This window comes from Xanthomarina sp. F1114, from assembly GCF_026410255.1.
Taxonomy (GTDB): Bacteria; Bacteroidota; Bacteroidia; order Flavobacteriales; family Flavobacteriaceae; genus Xanthomarina.
Genome location: NZ_JAPMLL010000020.1, coordinates 1 through 18657 on the forward strand (window position 1 = coordinate 1; position 18657 = coordinate 18657).

At 36.4% G+C, this 18657-nt stretch carries 14 protein-coding genes and 1 pseudogene; 14 read left to right on the plus strand and 1 reads right to left on the minus strand.

Going from position 1 to position 18657, the window contains the following annotated elements:
- Positions 1-265: 265 nt before the first annotated feature.
- Positions 266-2125 carry an ABC-F family ATP-binding cassette domain-containing protein gene (locus OS188_RS13900; RefSeq protein ID WP_267149460.1) on the minus strand — a complete coding sequence of 620 codons (1860 nt, stop codon included), beginning with the start codon at positions 2123-2125 and terminating at the stop codon, positions 266-268.
- A gap of 106 nt (positions 2126-2231) precedes the next feature.
- Here OS188_RS13900 and OS188_RS13905 point away from each other — a divergent pair, with 106 nt between their 5' ends.
- The 14 genes and pseudogenes from OS188_RS13905 to OS188_RS13965 all read left to right on the plus strand — a co-directional run bounded on the left by OS188_RS13905 (position 2232) and on the right by OS188_RS13965 (position 18655).
- Positions 2232-3026, plus strand: coding sequence for a polysaccharide biosynthesis/export family protein (locus OS188_RS13905; RefSeq protein WP_267149461.1), 795 nt, complete (start codon positions 2232-2234; stop codon positions 3024-3026).
- A 2-nt stretch (positions 3027-3028) separates the two neighbouring features.
- Positions 3029-5503, plus strand: a complete 2475-nt coding sequence (locus OS188_RS13910) for an exopolysaccharide transport family protein (protein ID WP_267149462.1) — start codon at positions 3029-3031, stop codon at positions 5501-5503.
- 461 nt (positions 5504-5964) lie between these two features.
- Entirely contained in the window at positions 5965-7251 is a 1287-nt protein-coding gene (locus OS188_RS13915) for a nucleotide sugar dehydrogenase (RefSeq protein ID WP_267149463.1), read from the plus strand.
- A 345-nt stretch (positions 7252-7596) separates the two neighbouring features.
- On the plus strand, positions 7597-7854 hold the full coding sequence (locus OS188_RS13920; protein ID WP_267149464.1) for a GIY-YIG nuclease family protein: 258 nt from the start codon (positions 7597-7599) through the stop codon (positions 7852-7854).
- 751 nt (positions 7855-8605) lie between these two features.
- Positions 8606-9586: an SDR family oxidoreductase gene (locus OS188_RS13925; protein WP_267149465.1), complete on the plus strand. Its 981-nt coding sequence runs from the start codon at positions 8606-8608 to the stop codon at positions 9584-9586.
- A gap of 478 nt (positions 9587-10064) precedes the next feature.
- Positions 10065-10928: an ABC transporter permease gene (locus OS188_RS13930; RefSeq protein ID WP_267149466.1), complete on the plus strand. Its 864-nt coding sequence runs from the start codon at positions 10065-10067 to the stop codon at positions 10926-10928.
- 182 nt (positions 10929-11110) lie between these two features.
- The gene (locus tag OS188_RS13935; RefSeq protein ID WP_267149467.1) at positions 11111-11470 is read left to right on the plus strand and encodes a four helix bundle protein; all 360 of its coding nucleotides are present in this window, start codon (positions 11111-11113) and stop codon (positions 11468-11470) included.
- A 212-nt stretch (positions 11471-11682) separates the two neighbouring features.
- Complete coding sequence (locus OS188_RS13940) at positions 11683-12912, plus strand: ABC transporter ATP-binding protein (RefSeq protein WP_267149468.1); 1230 nt, start codon at positions 11683-11685, stop codon at positions 12910-12912.
- Positions 12909-13913: a glycosyltransferase family protein gene (locus OS188_RS13945; RefSeq protein WP_267149469.1), complete on the plus strand. Its 1005-nt coding sequence runs from the start codon at positions 12909-12911 to the stop codon at positions 13911-13913. The genes OS188_RS13940 and OS188_RS13945 overlap by 4 nt, the downstream gene beginning before the upstream one ends.
- Positions 13906-14823, plus strand: coding sequence for a glycosyltransferase family 2 protein (locus tag OS188_RS13950; protein ID WP_267149470.1), 918 nt, complete (start codon positions 13906-13908; stop codon positions 14821-14823). The genes OS188_RS13945 and OS188_RS13950 overlap by 8 nt, the downstream gene beginning before the upstream one ends.
- Before the next feature lie 54 nt (positions 14824-14877).
- A complete protein-coding gene (locus OS188_RS13955; RefSeq protein ID WP_267149471.1) occupies positions 14878-15999 on the plus strand; it encodes a glycosyltransferase in 1122 nt (373 codons plus the stop codon).
- A gap of 222 nt (positions 16000-16221) precedes the next feature.
- Positions 16222-18045: an asparagine synthase (glutamine-hydrolyzing) gene (gene asnB, locus OS188_RS13960; protein WP_267149472.1), complete on the plus strand. Its 1824-nt coding sequence runs from the start codon at positions 16222-16224 to the stop codon at positions 18043-18045.
- A 155-nt stretch (positions 18046-18200) separates the two neighbouring features.
- Positions 18201-18377 (plus strand): annotated as a pseudogene (locus OS188_RS14815) (sulfotransferase); the annotation flags it as partial.
- A gap of 14 nt (positions 18378-18391) precedes the next feature.
- Positions 18392-18655, plus strand: coding sequence for an acyltransferase (locus OS188_RS13965; RefSeq protein ID WP_267149473.1), 264 nt, complete (start codon positions 18392-18394; stop codon positions 18653-18655).
- Positions 18656-18657 lie beyond the last annotated feature (2 nt).

Here is an 18657-nt window from a genome sequence, read left to right on the forward strand (position 1 = left end):
AACTCACAACAGATAACTCACAACATACAACTCACAACAGATACCTCACAACAGATAACTCACAACAGATAACTCACAACAGATAACTCACAACAGATAACTCACAACAGATAACTCACAACAGATAACTCACAACATACAACTCACAACATACAACTCATAACATACACATCCCTCATACCTAATACCCAACCTCTAACAACTCACCACTAACAACTAACCACTCACAACTCACCACTCACAACTCACAACTCACAACTCACCACTAACCCTCCATCTTCGCACTCAACTCAAACCACCTCATTTCTTTCTCATCAATCTCGTCCATTACTTTTTGAAGTTTTTCTGAGAGTTTTGCTATGTCATCAGGCGTGAGACTTTGGTCGTGAAACTTTTCTTCTAATTCCTTTTTATCAAACTCTAAAGAATTTAATTTGCTTTCCAGATTATTATACTCTTTCTGTTCGTTATAAGACAGGGTAGATTTGCTTTCTTTTTTCCATTGTTTCTTCTCTTTCTTAGATTCTGTAGTAGCTTCTTGAGCTACACTGTCTTCATAGGTTCTAAAGTCGGAATAGTTTCCTGGGAAGTCCTCAATAACTCCTTGTCCTCTAAACACAAATAAATGGTCCACCACCTTATCCATAAAATACCGGTCGTGAGACACCACAATCAAGCAGCCCGGAAAATCTAATAAAAAGCTTTCTAAGACATTTAGGGTTACAATATCTAAATCGTTCGTAGGTTCATCTAGGATTAAAAAGTTAGGGTTCTGAATTAACACCGTGCATAAATACAGACGTTTGCGTTCCCCACCACTTAGTTTTTCAACAAAATCGTATTGTTTTTTACGGTCAAATAAAAAGCGCTCTAACAATTGCTGTGCACTAATTTGTCGGCCTTTCTTTAAGGGAATAAACTCACCAAATTCTTTAATAACATCAATCACTTTTTGCTCTGGTTTTACCTGAATCCCTGCCTGAGTATAATACCCAAACTTGACCGTTTCTCCTAAAACTATTTTCCCAGAATCTGGTTGTTGGGTTTGTGTAATTAAGTTTAAGAACGTCGATTTCCCTGTACCGTTTTTACCAATAATGCCTAAACGTTCACCTCTTTGGAAATTATAATCAAAGCCATCTAAAATGGTTAAATCTTTATAAGCCTTAGACACCTTATGTAGCTCTAGAATTTTACTCCCCATGCGTTCCATGTTTAATTCTAACTGAACCTCATGGTCGTTTCGGCGTTGCTGTGCTTTGTGTTTTATATGATGGAAGTCGTCAATTCTGGATTTGGACTTTGTAGTTCTGGCTTTAGGCTGCTTACGCATCCAATCCAGTTCTTTTTTAAAGAGTTGTTTCGTTTTCCCAAGCTCTATGGCTTCATTTTCTATCCGAGCTTCTTTCTTCTCTAGGTAATACGAGTAGTTCCCTTTATAAGTATAGAGTTGTCCTTGATCTAATTCAATTATTTCATTACAAACACGCTCCAGGAAATACCTGTCGTGCGTCACCATAAACAAAGTCATTTGTTCTTTAGCAAAGAACGCTTCCAGCCACTCAATCATTTCTAAATCTAAATGGTTGGTTGGCTCGTCTAAAATAAGCAGATCGGGTTTTTTAAGTAAGGCAATGGCCAGAGCCAGTCTTTTTTTCTGTCCCCCAGATAGGGTGCTTACTTTCTGACTGAGGTTCTCTAATTTTAGCTGAAATAAAATCTGCTTATACTGAGTTTCAAAAACCCATGCTTCATGGATTTCCATCTGCTCAAAAGCTTTCTGATAAGCTTCAGCATCTTCCGGATTTTCTAAAGCTTTTTCGTAGTTTTTAATAACATCTAAAATGGGATTCTTAGTGTCAAAAATGGCAGCTTCAACGGTTAAGTCGTTGTTAATATCTGGTTCCTGAGATAGAAAGGCCACCTGGATGTCTTTTCTATAAATAATATTCCCAGAATCGGGGGTGTCTTTCCCCGATAGCATATTTAAAATGGACGTTTTTCCAGTCCCGTTTTTAGCTACAAAGGCTATTTTCTGATCCTTATGGATACTAAAAGAAAGATCTTGGAAGAGGTTTAGCTCTCCGTAAGATTTCGAAATATTTTCAACTGTTAGATAATTCAAAAGAGCTATGTTTTCTGCAAATAAACGTATAAAAACCAAAATTAACTACATTAGTTTTGATATTCCTATCGAAAAGTTATATTTGTGAATAACTATTTAAGTCCTCATGAAGAAACCTTTTGTTCTTGTGTGTTTTATTATTTGCATCAGTTTTATGTCTTGTATTCCAAACAAGGAATTGGTGTATTTACAAAACCAGGAAACAGCCATGGATACGACCCAGGTAATTACTGAGAAACAAAAACCTTATCGCGTTCAAATAAATGATATTTTAAATATCCGTGTCAAGTCTATGGATCAAAAAAATGTCCAGATATTCAACCCGGTGGGGGAAGAGAATTTAAATGCTGATGGGGATCAAAGAGCTTATTTTGATGGTTTTACGGTAGACCTGCACGGGAATATTAGAATCCCTGTTCTTGGGGAGATTAATGTCTTAGGTTATACCACCGAAGAATTGGAACAAATGCTGGAGAAAAAACTACTGGAAAAAGAATTTAAAGAAACGGCTAATATTTTTGTGTCTGTAAAACTAACGGGAATTCGGTTTACAGTAAATGGCGAAGTAGGTTCCACAGGAACGCAAACCTTGTATCAGGCACGGGTTAATATTTTTGAGGCCCTGGCAAATGCTGGAGATATTGAAATAACAGGAAACCGGAAAGATGTTTTAATTATCAGGCAGTATCCGCAAGGACAGCAAATTCATCATGTTAATTTATTAGATGCTGCTGTTATGCAATCGCCTTATTATTATATTCAACCCAACGATATTATTTATGTCAAGCCTTTAAAACAAAAGTCTTGGGGTACTGGAACCACGGGAATGCAAACATTGGCTACCATTATTACAGCCTTGTCTTTAGTAACTACCACGCTCTTGTTAATAGATAAAATTTAGCCATGGCAGAATACGAATACGACGATGTAGAGCAGAGCGAAGGTGGGAGTATCAACTTCGATTTTAAAGGGTATTTATTTAAAGTATTAAACCTCTGGAAGTTTGTTTTGGCATGCATTGGGGTGGCGCTTATTATAGCCTATCTCATTAATGTTAGAAAGCAAAACGTCTATAAATTAGACTCTTTGATTTCCGTTGAAAACGATCAAAATCCTTTTTTTACAGCAAATACCAGCATATCTTTTAACTGGGGAGGGGTGTCTGGAAAAATGGGAAAAACCATTACTACCCTGCAAACCCGTACACATAATGAGAAGGTTGTAGATTCCTTAAAATCTTATATGAACTATTTTGTAGAGGGAAAATATCGCAAAATAGATGTCTATACAGATGCGCCTTTTATTTTTGAGCTGGATAAATCCAAACCACAAGTATTGGGACAGTTTATCGGGATTCGCTTCTTGTCTAGCAACAGCTTTGAGGTCTTTACAGAGTTTAGTTCAGAAAGAGGTTCTGGTCAGCGTTACGATACCAAAGAGCGTCTCCCCGTAGATCTTCCTGTGGGTACCTTTACAAAAGAATATCAAATAGGTCAAAAAATAGATTTACCCTTCTTTCAGGGTGTGGTCCAATTAAGAAACGACCGACCTATTAAACCGGGGGTGGAGTTTTTTATGCAGTTCAGTAATTTCGATGGCATTGTAAATGGCTATAAGCATGGTATTGGAGTCAAGCCTTATAGCAACGCTTCGGCTTCTGTTTTGGTTTTATCTCTAGCTGGGAATAACAAGAAGAAAATAGTAGATTATTTAAATACCACAGCTGTTATTTTAAGTGAAACGGAATTGGAACGTAAAAACTTATACGCTACCAATACCATCAAGTTTATAGACAGTAGTCTGGCTGCTGTTAATACCAACTTAAAAGATTTTGGAGAGGAGATGAATACCTTCCGAAAGCAAAATAAAGTCTTTGATGTATCTACAGAAATGACCGAGGTTTCCAACAAACTTCGGGAATTAGAATCTCAAAAGGAGGTCGAGCAATCCAAATTGGATTATTTAGATGCTCTAGAAACCTATTTACGCACTAAAACGGACTATACAGGCATTGCAGCTCCCAGCTCCGTGGGGATTGAGGAGTCGAATATTATGACTTCCGTATCAAAAATTACGAGCCTGGCCATTGAGCGTCAGAGTTTGGAATATACCACCAGAGAGAATTCAGATATTTTTAAAGATATAGACAGACGTATTGACGCCGAAAAGAATGTGCTTTTGGAAACGATAGCAGCTACAAAAAGCACCATTCGCACGCTAATGAATACCCTGCAGCGTAATATGGCTATCTCTGAAGCTAAATTAAGCGACTTGCCAGAGAACCAGCAGGAGTTTTTAAAGATTCAGCGTAAGTTAGATATCTCTCAAGAGGCCTATAACTTATATATGGATAAACGCAGTGAGGCTGCCATTGTAAAAGCGGCTAATATTTCGGATATCAGTATTATAGACGAAGCTAAAGATATTGGGGGTGGCTTGATAGGGCCTAATAAGTCCTTAAATTATATGATGGGACTCATGCTGGGATTCTTTATTCCTATGTTCCTTATTTTTGTCATCTTTCTGCTGGATCATACCATTCATGGGTCCGATGAGGTGGTGCGTCTTTCAAAAATTCCTATTATCGGACTTATTGGAAAATACCGTTACCACAACAATCTGGTTGTTTTCGAAAAACCGAAGTCGGCCGTAGCAGAATCCTTTCGTTCCATTCGTTCCAGTTTGCAGTTTGTACTTAATAAAACACCCCGGGAAGGCGGAAGAACCATTCTGGTAACCTCTTCAGTATCAGGAGAAGGTAAGACATTTTGTTCCATTAATACGGCCACGGTATATGCGCTAAGTGGAAAAAAAACAATACTTTTGGGACTGGATTTACGGAAACCTAAGATTTTTGACGATTTCGGACTGTCTAACGACAATGGAATGGTAAACTATTTAATTGGCGAGAAGCCTTTTGAAGAAGTGAAATATGCTACTCACATCGAAAATTTAGATGTGGCCTCAGCAGGACCTATTCCTCCAAACCCGTCCGAATTATTAATGAGTCCGTTGTTGACAGAGCTTATTGAAAAACTGCGTCAGGAATATGATATTATTGTATTAGATACACCACCTTTAGGTTTGGTGACTGATGCTTTGGAACTGGTAAAATATGCAGATACCTCTATATTTATGATTCGTTTGGACTATACCAAAAAGGGCATGTTACAACTTATTAATGCGAAGTATCGCGGAGGGGAAGTTAAAAATATTCATTTTATACTAAACTTCTATAAGCATAAAACCAATCATAATTACGGCTATGGTTATGGCTACGGATATGGCTATGGTTACGGCGTGTATGGAAATGCCTATCATGAAGATGGAAAACAAACCTGGCTAAAGAAAATTAAGGCCTTTTTGAGGAAGATATAGGTGTTAGGTATGAGGTGTGAGGTGTTAGGTATGAGGTATGAGGTATGAGGTATGAGAAGCCAGTTGGAAGCTCTGCGAAAATCTGCGTCATCTGCGGGAAATTGATAGGTATGAGAAGCCCGTTGGAAGCTCTGCGAGAATCTGCGTCATCTGCGGGAAATTGAGAGGTTTGAGAAGCCGGTTGAAAGCTCTGCGAAAATCTGCGTCATCTGCGGGAAATTGATAGGTTTGAGGAATTAGGGATGAGGTATGAGGTATGAGGTATGAGAAGCCCGTTGGAAGCTCTGCGAGAATCTGCGTCATCTGCGGGGAATTGATAGACATGAGGTTAATTGAAAACCTTTATCAATATTACTAGCATACTAGTGCTTTTATCTAGTAAAAATTAACAGTATATACCTGTCGGAGTATTTTGCGAAGGCGGGAGAAACATTAAAAAAATAATAATTACCAATTATCATATGAATTATAAAATCACCATTGTAGGACTGGGCTATGTAGGCTTACCTTTAGCCGTAGAGTTTGCAAAAAAATATCCTGTTGTTGGCTTTGATGTTAACGCCAGACGTATTTCAGAATTACAAGCTGGAAAAGATAGAACCTTAGAAGTGTCAGATAACTTATTACAAGAGGTACTTGCTTTAAGTCCTTCCAATAATAACGGACTTTATGTAAGTGATCAATTAGATGCTATTGAAGATTCCAATATTTATATCATTACGGTTCCAACACCAACAGACGAACTCAATAAACCCATCTTTACGCCACTAGTTAAAGCAAGTGAAAGTATTGGGAAGGTTTTAAAACCTAAAGACATTGTTATCTACGAGTCTACCGTATATCCAGGAGTTACCGAAGATATTTGTGTGCCTATTCTAGAAGAAGTTTCCGGACTTAAGTTCAATACAGACTTCTATGCAGGCTATTCTCCAGAACGTATTAATCCGGGAGATAAGAAGCATACGGTGACAAAAATATTAAAAGTAACATCAGGTTCTACCCCAGAAATAGCTGTGGAAGTAGATAATTTATACAAGTCTATTATTACGGCCGGTACCCATATGGCGCCGTCTATAAAAGTAGCTGAAGCCGCTAAGGTTATTGAAAACTCACAGCGTGATATCAATATTGCTTTTGTAAACGAGCTTTCTAAAATCTTCAGACTCTTAGACATTGATACTAAAGCTGTTTTAGAAGCTGCAGGCACCAAATGGAACTTTATTAATTTCACCCCAGGTTTAGTAGGTGGGCACTGTATTGGTGTCGATCCGTATTACTTAGCACAGAAAGCCATTGAATCCGGATACAATCCAGAGATTATTTTGGCCGGGAGAAAGATGAACGATAGTATGGGGGCTTATGTGGCTACAGAAACCGTGAAAATGATGATTAAAAAGGGAGCGACTATCAAAGGCGCGAAAGTGCTGGTATTAGGAATTACCTTTAAAGAAAACTGTCCGGATATTAGAAACTCCAGAGTTATTGATATTATTAGAGAATTAGAAAGTTATAATGTGAATGTGGATGTCTTCGATCCTTGGGCGTCTTCCGAGGAAGTAAAAGAAGAATACGGTTTTGATTTGCTTTGCGATAAAAAAGAAGTGAGTCATAATTACGATGCGATTATTTTAGCAGTCAGTCACAACGAATTTATTGAGATAGATATCGAACGGTTAAAATCGCCAATAGGTGTTATTTTTGATGTGAAGTCGCTATTACCACGAGAAATGGTTGATGGGCGTTTGTAATCCTCTAAATCCCCGAAAGGGGGCTTTACTGTTGCGGGGCCCCACCCAAGCGTCATTACGAGTCTATAATTAAGGCCGTCATTGCGAGTCGTCCCCACCCAAGCGTCATTGCGAGGGAGGTACGACCGTGGCAATCTGTTAAATGGAGCGCCGAATTAAATAAGTTATAACAATACCGGAAAAAGACAGGCTCGCTACTGTAGGAATACTAGAAGTGTCGGAATGAAATAACCTACAGATTGCCACGTCGTTCCTACGTCACTCCTCGCAATGACATCTAAACAGGGGGGCTCACAATGACAGGCTCATACTCTAATTAAAAACAATTCAAATAAAAGTCAAAGTATGAAGCCAGGTTTCACATACATACTCACAAGCAAAAACAACACCACCTTATATGTGGGAGTTACTTCTAACCTTGTGCTGCGTGTGAAACAACACAAAGAAAAACACAACCCAAAATCGTTTACTGCAAGATATAATTTGGATAAACTCGTGTATTTTGAAGCTTATCACATGATTGGTGATGCCATAGGCAGAGAAAAACAATTAAAAGCAGGACGTAGAGCACAAAAAGTGAATTTGATAGCGGGTTTGGAGTAGAACTCCCTGCCTGTCCTGCAGGTATCGCTATTCTTCAAACTCCCCGTCCAGACTCCGTCTGTCCACCCCTCTTCAACTGAAGAGGGGAGCCATGCAGTTACTTTTTATAATACTTGAATAGTATTAATTATATTTTCTTTTTAATTACACTTGAAAATAAGGTTTAGTCTTGCTATTTAAATATTGTAATAAGAATTCCAAAATGGCTCCTCCCTTTAGTTAAAGGGAGGTGGCTAGCACGACGAAAGGAAGGCTAGACGGAGGGTTTGCTTTTAAAAGCTAATAGATTTATTTAGTTATTGCAAACTCCCCGTCCAGACTCCGTCTGTCCATGCCCACGCGCCAGCTCGCCCCTTCGCTAAAATAGTCCACAGGACTATTTTTATACGCTCGGTCGTAACTAAAGAGGGGAGCCGTGCAGTTAACATCCATTTAACTACATATTTTAGAAAATAACAATCTAAGCTCCTCCCTTCAGATGAAGGGAGGTGGATCATCTGAACGCAGAGAAGATGAGACGGAGCCTGCCCGACTAGGTCATTCAGGCGGGCTTGCCCGAATGCCGAACAGACAGGGAGGCAGGCGGGGGTTTGAAAACATCCCTAATTTAATTTAAATTAAATCTTCTTTTAAAACTAGATAATGTAATTAGTAGGATTTACTATTACTTCAACAAATAAATAATACAATAAGCGTTTTTATTTTCTGTGTTTGTTTAAAACCGTTACTTTTAGCTTCTAAAATAAAAACCATGTACAGTAAACCACATCATGCCCATAATCTATCCACCCTAAACTTCTTAGTAACAGGGGGTGGAGGCTTTATAGGAAGCAATCTTGTAGAATATCTCTTAAAACACGGGGCTAAAAAAGTAAGAGTTTTAGACGACTTTTCTAATGGCTATCGCGAAAACCTGGCAGAATTTGAAGCTCATCCGGCCTTTGAATTATTAGTAGGAGATATTAGAGATCTTGAAACTTGCAAAAAAGCCATGGAAGAGATGGATTATGTAAGTCACCAAGCGGCTTTAGGTTCTGTACCTCGTTCTATAAACGATCCTGCAACCACCAATGCCGTGAATATTTCTGGTTTCTTAAACATGATGATTGCTTTAAAAGAAAGTAAATCCGTGAAACGCATGGTTTATGCAGCTTCTAGTTCTACCTATGGAGATAGCAAAACCCTGCCTAAAGTAGAAGAACATATAGGGAAACCTTTATCGCCTTACGCCGTGACAAAATACGTGAACGAACTCTATGCCGATGTCTTTGGAAAAACCTATGGCACCGATGTGGTAGGGTTGCGTTATTTTAATGTTTTTGGCCCAAAGCAAAGTCCCAATGGTGCTTATGCAGCTGTTATTCCCTTATTTATGCAGGCGCTTAAAGATAAGGAAGCACCAACTATTAATGGGGATGGCGGACAAACCCGGGACTTCACCTTTGTGGATAATGCGGTGCAAGCCAATATAAAAGGCTTCTTTGCACCTAAAGAAGCATCCAATGAGGTGTTTAATGTAGCCTGTGGCGAACGTATTTCTGTCAATTATTTATGGGAGTCCTTACAACAAGCAGCAGTCTCCGACTTAAAAGCTAATCACGGCCCAGACCGTCAAGGAGATGTGCGAGATTCTTTGGCCGATATTTCAAAAGCCCAAAAGCTGTTGGGCTATCAGCCGGAGTATTCTGTGAGGGAAGGTTTGAAGGTGACTTGGGATGCGTTTAATGGGTAGTTGGTAAATCTACATACTATGAAACTTTAGAGAATCTGATATTTATTGTTATTTAAATACATATAATAAAAAGTAACAGTTTAAGGCTTCCCGCTAAAAAGCGGGATGGCTAGCCCAACGACAGGAGGGCTAGACGGAGCCTGCCCGACTAGGTCATTCAGGCGGGCTTGCCCGAATGCCGAATAGACAGGGAGGCAGGCGGGGGTTTGTTTTTCTACCCACTACCCGCCAGCCTGTCCGTAGCAAAAGCAAAGGCAGGTAGTATTTTCCTAGGTACGGGCTGGTTGCTATACGGACAGGTTGCTATACGGGCAGGTCGCTGTACGGACAGGTTGTTATACGGACAGGTCGCTGTACGGACAGGTCGCGACCTGTCCCTACAACAAATAAATAATTTCCCATTTTTTTCATTCTTAATTTTTCATTCTTAATGCCTCATTACTTATATTAGCCACAACCAAAAAAAACAGGACCCACATTGAGTAAGCTTGAAGACGAAGACTGGTTATATACCATATCTTCCAAACGTAAATTAATTGACTTTAATTTTGCCGAAATATGGCGTTATCGCGATTTACTCATGCTTTTTGTAAAACGCGATGTGGTAACCGTTTATAAGCAAACCATTTTAGGGCCGCTTTGGTATTTAATTCAGCCCTTATTTACAGCGCTCACCTTTACACTTATATTTAATAAAGTCGCCAATATAGAAACTGGAACCGTACCGCCATTCTTATTTAACCTGGCAGGCGTATCCATCTGGAATTATTTTAATACCTGTTTAACAGCAACCTCCGACACCTTTAAAACCAATGCCGCTATTTTTGGAAAGGTGTATTTCCCAAGAATTATTGTGCCTCTCTCTATCATCATTTCTAATTTGATGAAGTTTGGAATTCAATTACTCATCTTTATTGCGTTTTATATCTATTATTACCTTAATGGGGCAGATATACATATAAGTAACAGTATTGTGTTTTTTCCTGTAATAGTGATGCTCATGGGCATATTAGGCCTGGGTATGGGCATGATTATCTCCAGCATGGTTACCAAATATCGCGACTTAAAGTTTTTAGTCGGTTTTGGAGTGCAGTTACTTATGTATGTTTCGGCAGTGATGTATCCGTTGGCCTTAATGCGCGAGAAATTACCAAAAATAGCCTGGATTGTCGAGTACAACCCCTTGGCCTATATTATAGAAACAGCCAGATATATGTTGCTGGGAACCGGAACCATAAGTTGGTCTGGCATAGTATATACGGTTGCAGTAACAATTATTATATTTTTATTAGGAATTATTATCTTTAACCGAACGGAGAAGACCTTTATTGATACGGTGTAGATGGTTGTGAGTTGTGAGTTGTCCGTTGTGAGTTGTCCGTTGTGAGTTGTCCGACAACCGAACACCGACAACAGACAACCGAAAACAGACAACCGACAACAGACAACCGACAACCGAACACCGAACACCGAACACCGACAACAGAGAACCAAAATGTTTAATAATCAAAAGAAATACTTATTATGAAATCATACAGAGATCTAGATGTTTATAATTTAGCATTTGATTATGCCTTGGAAGTGCATCATGTTTCTTTAAAACTACCAAAGTTTGAATTATACGAACAAGGAAGTCAAGTAAGACGTTCCTCCAAAAGTGTTAAAGATAATATTGTTGAAGGATACGGCAGACGACGCTATAAACAAGACTTTATAAAATTTTTAGTTTACGCACATGCCTCATTATTGGAATGTGTCTCTCAATTAGAAATGATTCAAAAATTATATCCAGAATTAGAAACAGACGATTTGTTGACTAAATATGATATTTTAGGAGCAAAATTGTTCAAGTTTATAATGTATGTAGAAAAAGAGTGGAAGTGATTCCCGTTGAGTGTTGTCAGTTCTGCGTTATCTGTTAACAGACAACCGACAACCGACAACCGACAACCGACAACCGAAAACCGAAAACCGAAAACCGAAAACCGACAACCGAAAACAGACAACAGACAACAGATAACAGACAACAGACAACAGATAACAGACAACAGACAACCGAAAACAGACAACCGAAAACCGAAAACCGAAAACAGAAAATGATCATCCTAAAAGCCGAAAATATCTCAAAACAATACCGCCTAGGCCTCGTAGGCACTGGCACCATCAGTCACGATTTAAACCGTTGGTGGGCAGGTATTCGTGGGAAAGAAGACCCCTATTTAAAAGTGGGTGCTGTTAATGATAGAAGCACCAAAGCCGATAGCGACTATGTCTGGGCCTTAAAGGATATTAATTTTGAAGTCCAGCAGGGCGAAGTTTTAGGGATTATTGGTAAAAATGGCGCAGGAAAATCTACCCTGCTTAAAATACTATCTCGGGTGACCATCCCCACCACTGGAGAGATTAAAACCAAAGGCCGGATTGCTTCTTTATTAGAAGTAGGTACTGGCTTTCACCCGGAACTCACAGGACGAGAAAACATCTATTTAAACGGGGCTATTTTAGGCATGAGTAAAGCCGAAATTAAAACCAAAGAGCAGGAGATTATAGAATTCTCTGGTTGCGAGCGCTATGTAGATACCCCGGTAAAACGCTATAGTTCAGGTATGCGGGTGCGTTTGGCTTTTGCTGTAGCCGCCTTTTTAGAACCGGATATCTTGGTGATAGATGAGGTCTTGGCGGTTGGCGATGCCGAGTTCCAGAAAAAAGCCATTGGGAAGATGCAGGATATTAGCCAAGGCGAGGGGAGAACGGTCTTGTTTGTGAGCCATAATATGGCGGCGGTGAAGAGTTTGTGTACTCGGGCTATTGTATTGGAGCATGGGGAAACTGTTTTTGAAGGGGGAACGAATGAGGCTGTGGATTTTTATTTGAATAACGCTGAAGGAGAAAGCGTTTATAAGTTTGAACATAACAGTGGTGATGGAATTCTTAAAAATATTAAAATTTATTCAGAAGAAAAAACAAATACAATTTTCACTTTAGGGGCAAAGATGTTTATAGATATAGAATTAAGGAATCCTTTGAGTAATTTCAGAATGGATATAGGTATATATAATTTTAACGAAGAAAAAATATCGAATTTATCCACGGATTACTCTAAAAATATAAACAAGGAAAAACTTGAATTTAGTTGTGTTATTGACAAAATAATGATGGCAACGGGCTCTTATTATTTTAAGTTGGCAATTTTAGATAATAATACATTAATAGAATTTCATGAGCGCATTATTAGTTTTGAGGTATTAAGTAGCGATTATTATAATACAGGAATTGTAGTAGGTAAAGTGCCAAGCTATGTGTTTTTTGATCAAACGTGGAAATGAAAATACTTATAGCAAATAATCAGTTAAACAATTTAGGAGGTTCAGAAACATTTACTTTTACCTTAATAGAAGAACTTGTTAGTCGTGGTTATCATGTTGAATATTTTACTTTCGAGTTTGGGTTGGTTTCAGATAGAATTGAGCAGGATTTAAAGGTATCCTTTATGTCCAAAAAGAAGTACGATTTAATATTAGCAAATCATAATACATGTGTGAAAAAGCTTTATAAATTTGGGTTTATCATTCAAACCTGTCATGGTATATTTCCAAAATTAGAACAACCCTCATCTAAAGCAAATGCTTATGTTTCCATATCAACAGAGGTGCAAAATCATTTAGGAACACTAGGGTTTCCTAGTATTTTAATACATAATAGTATTAACTTAAAACGATTTCAATCTATAAAACCTATAAATAAAAAGTTAGAAACTGTATTAAGCTTATGTCACTCTAAAGAAGCTAATGAATTTGTAAAAAGAGCATGTACTGATTTAGAAGTTAACTTCTTAAAAGCCTTCAAGTATGGTGATACGATTTGGAATATTGAAGAAAAAATAAATGAAGCAGATTTGGTTGTTGGTTTGGGACGTAGTGCATATGAGGCAATGGCCTGTGGGCGTCCAGTATTAGTTTATGATAATCGACGTTATTTCGATTCGTGTGGTGATGGCTACGTTAAGGATAAATTAGGCTTTAGTTTACAGAATAATTGCTCTGGACGTTATACGAGACAGAGTTTTACACTTGATTTATTTAAAAAAGAGCTTCAAAAGTATAATGCTAATGACGGTTTGTATTTTAGAAATTTTGCAGAGAAAGAACTTAACGTGAAACATAATATAGAACGGTATTTAAACTTTTGGAAAGAAAATGTTAAAAATAATATACAAGCTAAAAAACAAAGGAAAATAAAATTAAGTCAAGAAATAATTGGTGTCAAGAATACCCAAAGATTAATAAAAGCTTTAAAACAAATAAGTATAATTAATAATGATGATTAATACTTTTATCATAATTGTAACATACAACGGCATGAAATGGATTCCAAAATGCCTTGAAAGTTGTAAAGATTACCCCGTAATTATAGTTGATAATGCATCTTCCGACGATACCATTTCTTTTATTGAAACCTATTACCCAAATGTTACCCTATTTAAACAGTCCGAAAATCTAGGTTTTGGTCAAGCCAATAATATAGGGATTCGTTACGCTTTGGATCAAGGAGCGGAACATGTTTTTTTACTAAATCAGGATGCATATTTGGTGGATAATGTTTTAGATAAACTAATAATTGTTCAAAAACAATATCCAGCATACGGAATTCTAAGCCCAATTCATTTAGATGGATCTGGAAGTAAATTAGATAGAAAGTTTTGTAATTATGTAGCTTATAGAAAAAATCCGGACTTCTATTCTGATTTTGTATTAGGAAAATCTTTGAAAAAAGTATATGAGGTTCCGTTTGTCAATGCAGCCGGGTGGTTGTTGTCTCGCAAGTTGTTGGAAACTGTAGGTGGTTTCGATCCATTGTTTTATCATTATGGTGAAGATGATAATTACTGTCAAAGAACAATCTACCACAATTTTAAAATTGGAGTGGTTCCCACTGCTTTCTTATTGCATGACAGAGCAGATAGAGTAGAGCCGAAATATAAAAAGGGTTCTACTGATTATTTTAAACATATAGAGCTTAATTTAAAGGCTCAATACGCAAATGTAAACCTACCCTTAATGGAGAGATTTCAGGAACTCAAACGTAGACGTATAAGAAGTAAATGGAGAGCATACATTGAGTTTAAGTTTCAAGAAGCTTTGTATTTAAAAAAGGAAGTAAAATTAATTCAAGAACTAGAATCTAAAATTAAATCAAGTAGAAAAAGAAATCAAACTCAAAGAAGTCATTATTTGTAACTTAAATAATGTTACCAAATACAAAGATTGAATGTATAAATTATAAAACTTTACATGACTAAAAAAATATGTCACTTATTAATTGCTTATGGCAATAAAAATCAGAATTATACTTCAAGACTCTTGGAAGGATTAAGTGAAAACTCTACGGATATGCATTTTGTATTCTGCCATTATAACTTTAGCAGGCCTCAAAAAACCAAAGTGGTTATTTCGCATAGTTATTCACTTTTTAATGCTATTCTTAAAAGTATAAAGCATTATACTAACAGTGCAAGTTTTAGAAGCTTAGTAAAAGAAGTTGGCTTAAAAGAAATATTAAAATGGATTTGGTTAATAGATTATAAAATTGACGTTCTACATGTACATCATGAACATGCTATTTCCTTACCTATACTAAAATATTTCAAGTCTATTGAAACTAAAATAATTATTAGCTTACGAGGAAAAGATTTATTAGTGAATTCTAAACAGCCAGAAAATTTTAAAGCATTACAATTAAAACTTTCACAAGCATCCAATATTCATTGTATTAGTAATTACATGGCAAAAGAACTACATAAAACATATAATATGACTTCTAATATTGTTTATAGAGGATTACCAGATCCAATTGCTATAAATATTAAAAGGAAAAACTTACCTACTAATGTTATAAAGATAATTGCTGTTGGTAGATTAGCATGGGAAAAAGGACATATATATATCATTGAAAGCGCTTATCGATTAAAAGCTCTAGGATATACTATACAGTTAGATATATATGGTGATGGAAAATTGAAAGAGTTTTTAACTTTTAGAGTAAAACAACTTCATTTAGAAAATGAAATTTCTTTAAAAGGATTTGTAGATAATGAAACATTGAGGAGTAAATATAAAAACTACGACATGGCTGTACAGCCTTCATTATACGAAGCCTTGTCTAATGGTTTAATTGATTTTGTCTTTCATAACATACCTTGTGTAATTTCTAACGTTGGTGGTATGACAGAGGTCATTGAACACGATAAAAACGGTTTTGTTTTCGATAATAAAAATATGCAACTGCTAGATAAAGCTATTTTACAAACCAAAAATATAAATTTTCAAAAAGTGGTTGCTTATAATGAGCAACACAATAGTAAATTTTCATCACAAAAGGAAATTAATGGTTTATTAGGGCTTTACTTGCAATAGAGTAATTTTTATTAATAACTCATTTTTGTGAGTTTTCAAGTTTAGCACAGATAGTTGACTATCAGTAAATTAAAAGCTAAAGAAGAAGATTTTATATTAAATCGTGTTAAATTTATTACTACAAAAAGCAGATTAAATCTTGCTGCATTGAATAATTATCCTTTATTAGTATTTTGTAAAAAAAAATATTAACTAATTTAAACCTATTTTCAGATAACAACTATGTGTGGATTTTTAGGCGAATTTTGCTTTCGAAATAATTTACTTTCAGAGGTAGATGAATTTTCAAATCTTTTAGCTCTTTCAAAATATAGAGGGCCAAATCATACAGGTACTTCTAGAATGGATAGCTTTCAACTCGGTTTTAATCGTTTAGCTATAATAGATACATCTTCTCAAGGAAATCAGCCCAAAACAAGCCCAAGCAATCGCTATCACGTCGTGTTTAATGGAGAGATTTATAATTATCAGGATTTAGCCAAAACGTATAGGTTGAATAACTTAAGGTCTTCGTCTGATACCGAGGTTCTTATTCATTTACTAGATAAACTTGGTGTAAAAGATACAATCTCACTTCTTAATGGCATGTTTGCCATCGCGATTATTGACACTGAAGAAGGTTGTTTGTTTTTAACTCGGGACTTTGCAGGCATTAAGCCTTTATTTTATGGAATGGCTAGAGGAGGCTGTGTGTTTGCTTCACAGTTTGATCAGGTGTTTAAGCATAACTGGTTTTTTGATACTTTAGAGTTACGGCCAGAGATTATGAAAGAGTATTTTGGTTTTGGTTATATGCAAGCACCCAATACTATTTATAAATCTATTTATCAGGTAAACCCTGGAGAATTAATACGTATATCTGAAAAAGGAGAGGTTTCTAAAAAAACCTTGGTCTCATTTAGTAAAACGCAAGAAAAGCAAGAATTAAAATCAGACTTATCTTCTGTTTTGCAAACAGCTGTTTCCAAACAATTAGTAAGTGATGTACCTATTGCTACTTTTTTAAGTGGCGGGATTGATAGTCCGATAATTTCGGCTTATGCTAAAAAACAAATTGATACTATAGAGGCTTTTACCTTAAAAGTTGATAACCCGAATTTAAATGAAAGCGACATAGCTAAAGCCTATGCTGAACATTTAAATATTAAGCAGCACATTTTATCTGTAAGTGAAACGGATTTATTGTCGGAAATCGATGCACATTTTAAAGCTTATTCAGAACCCTTTGGCGATTATTCTAGCATTCCAACTTATGTTATTTCAAAAGAAGCGAAAAAAGAACATACGGTTATGTTGTCTGGTGATGGAGGTGATGAGTTGTTTTTTGGTTACCCTAGAATGTTAGATGTGTTACAAAAACGCTGGTGGTTTAAACTGCCTTATGTATTAAGGAAGCCTTTAGCCCAAGTGAGCAATAAAATAGGGTTCACTAAAACTTGGGCTCCATATTTTAAAACTTTTGATACTTTTATTACGAATAAACAATTAAAACTACCCGAAGGAATTTTAAATAAGATGTTTCCTAATACAGCGTTTTCTAAATCTATAAACGACCTATATAAATTTAATAATTTCAACAAGAAAGAGCTTTTACACCAGTTACGCTGGAATGAATTTTATGCCCACATGCAACGTGTTTTAATTAAGGTAGATCGGGCTAGTATGGCACATAGTCTAGAGGTACGTGTGCCATTTTTAGATAAAAATAGTATTGAATGGGCTTGGAAACAAACTAGAACATTAAGCACTAAACAAGATTTAAAAAAAGATCTTAAAACATTATTGGCTAAGGAAGTTCCAGAATCTTTAATAAACCAAAATAAAATGGGGTTTACTGTACCGTTAAATGAATGGCTGCATCAGCACTTAAAAGCGGATGTTATGCAAGTTGTTTTTAAGGAACCGTTTTATGGAGAACAAGTTATGGATGTAAGTGTTTTACGCGGTTATGTACAAGATTTTTTTGATGCGAAACATGATAATGCATGGGGGGTTTGGCATATTTATGCCTGGCAGAAGTGGTGGTTAGTTCATGGTTTAGAATAATTTCAAAGAGAAAATAAATAATTATGTAAAGTCTCAACAATTAATAAAAAACAATTAACCTGTACAAAAAAGTAAATCAATATAGGGGCTTGAGCTAAGCTAATAATTTCAATAGGTGTGTTTTTAGCAGTCCAGAATCGGATGTTTATAATCAAGGCATTTTTATCGCACATTATATAGACAATAGCCAAAAAGTAAAAGATTATTTTAATAGCCGACTAGAAAAAATATTGGTTTTTAATGTGACCAACCCCAAAGATTATGCTAAATTATGTGCATTTTTAAATAAATTGCCACAAGGCAATGAATTTCCTAGGGAAAATAAAACTTAACTAGAATTTCGCTTATGATAATCGTAACCAAAACTTTTTTGCCGCCTCAAAATGACTGTCATGCCATCTTAAAACGTGCTTGGGACATGGGTTGGATAACCAATAGAGGCGTATTGGTAGAAGAGTTGAAAGAAAAATTAAGCACGTATTTACATATTAAAATTGGAAAAGGGGATAAAGTTGCTGTCGGCGCTGTAGTAACCAAAGATGTGCCCGATTATTGTATGGTGGCTGGTGTCCCTGCTGTTATAAAAAAACAATTAAAACCTCAACTCTAAGT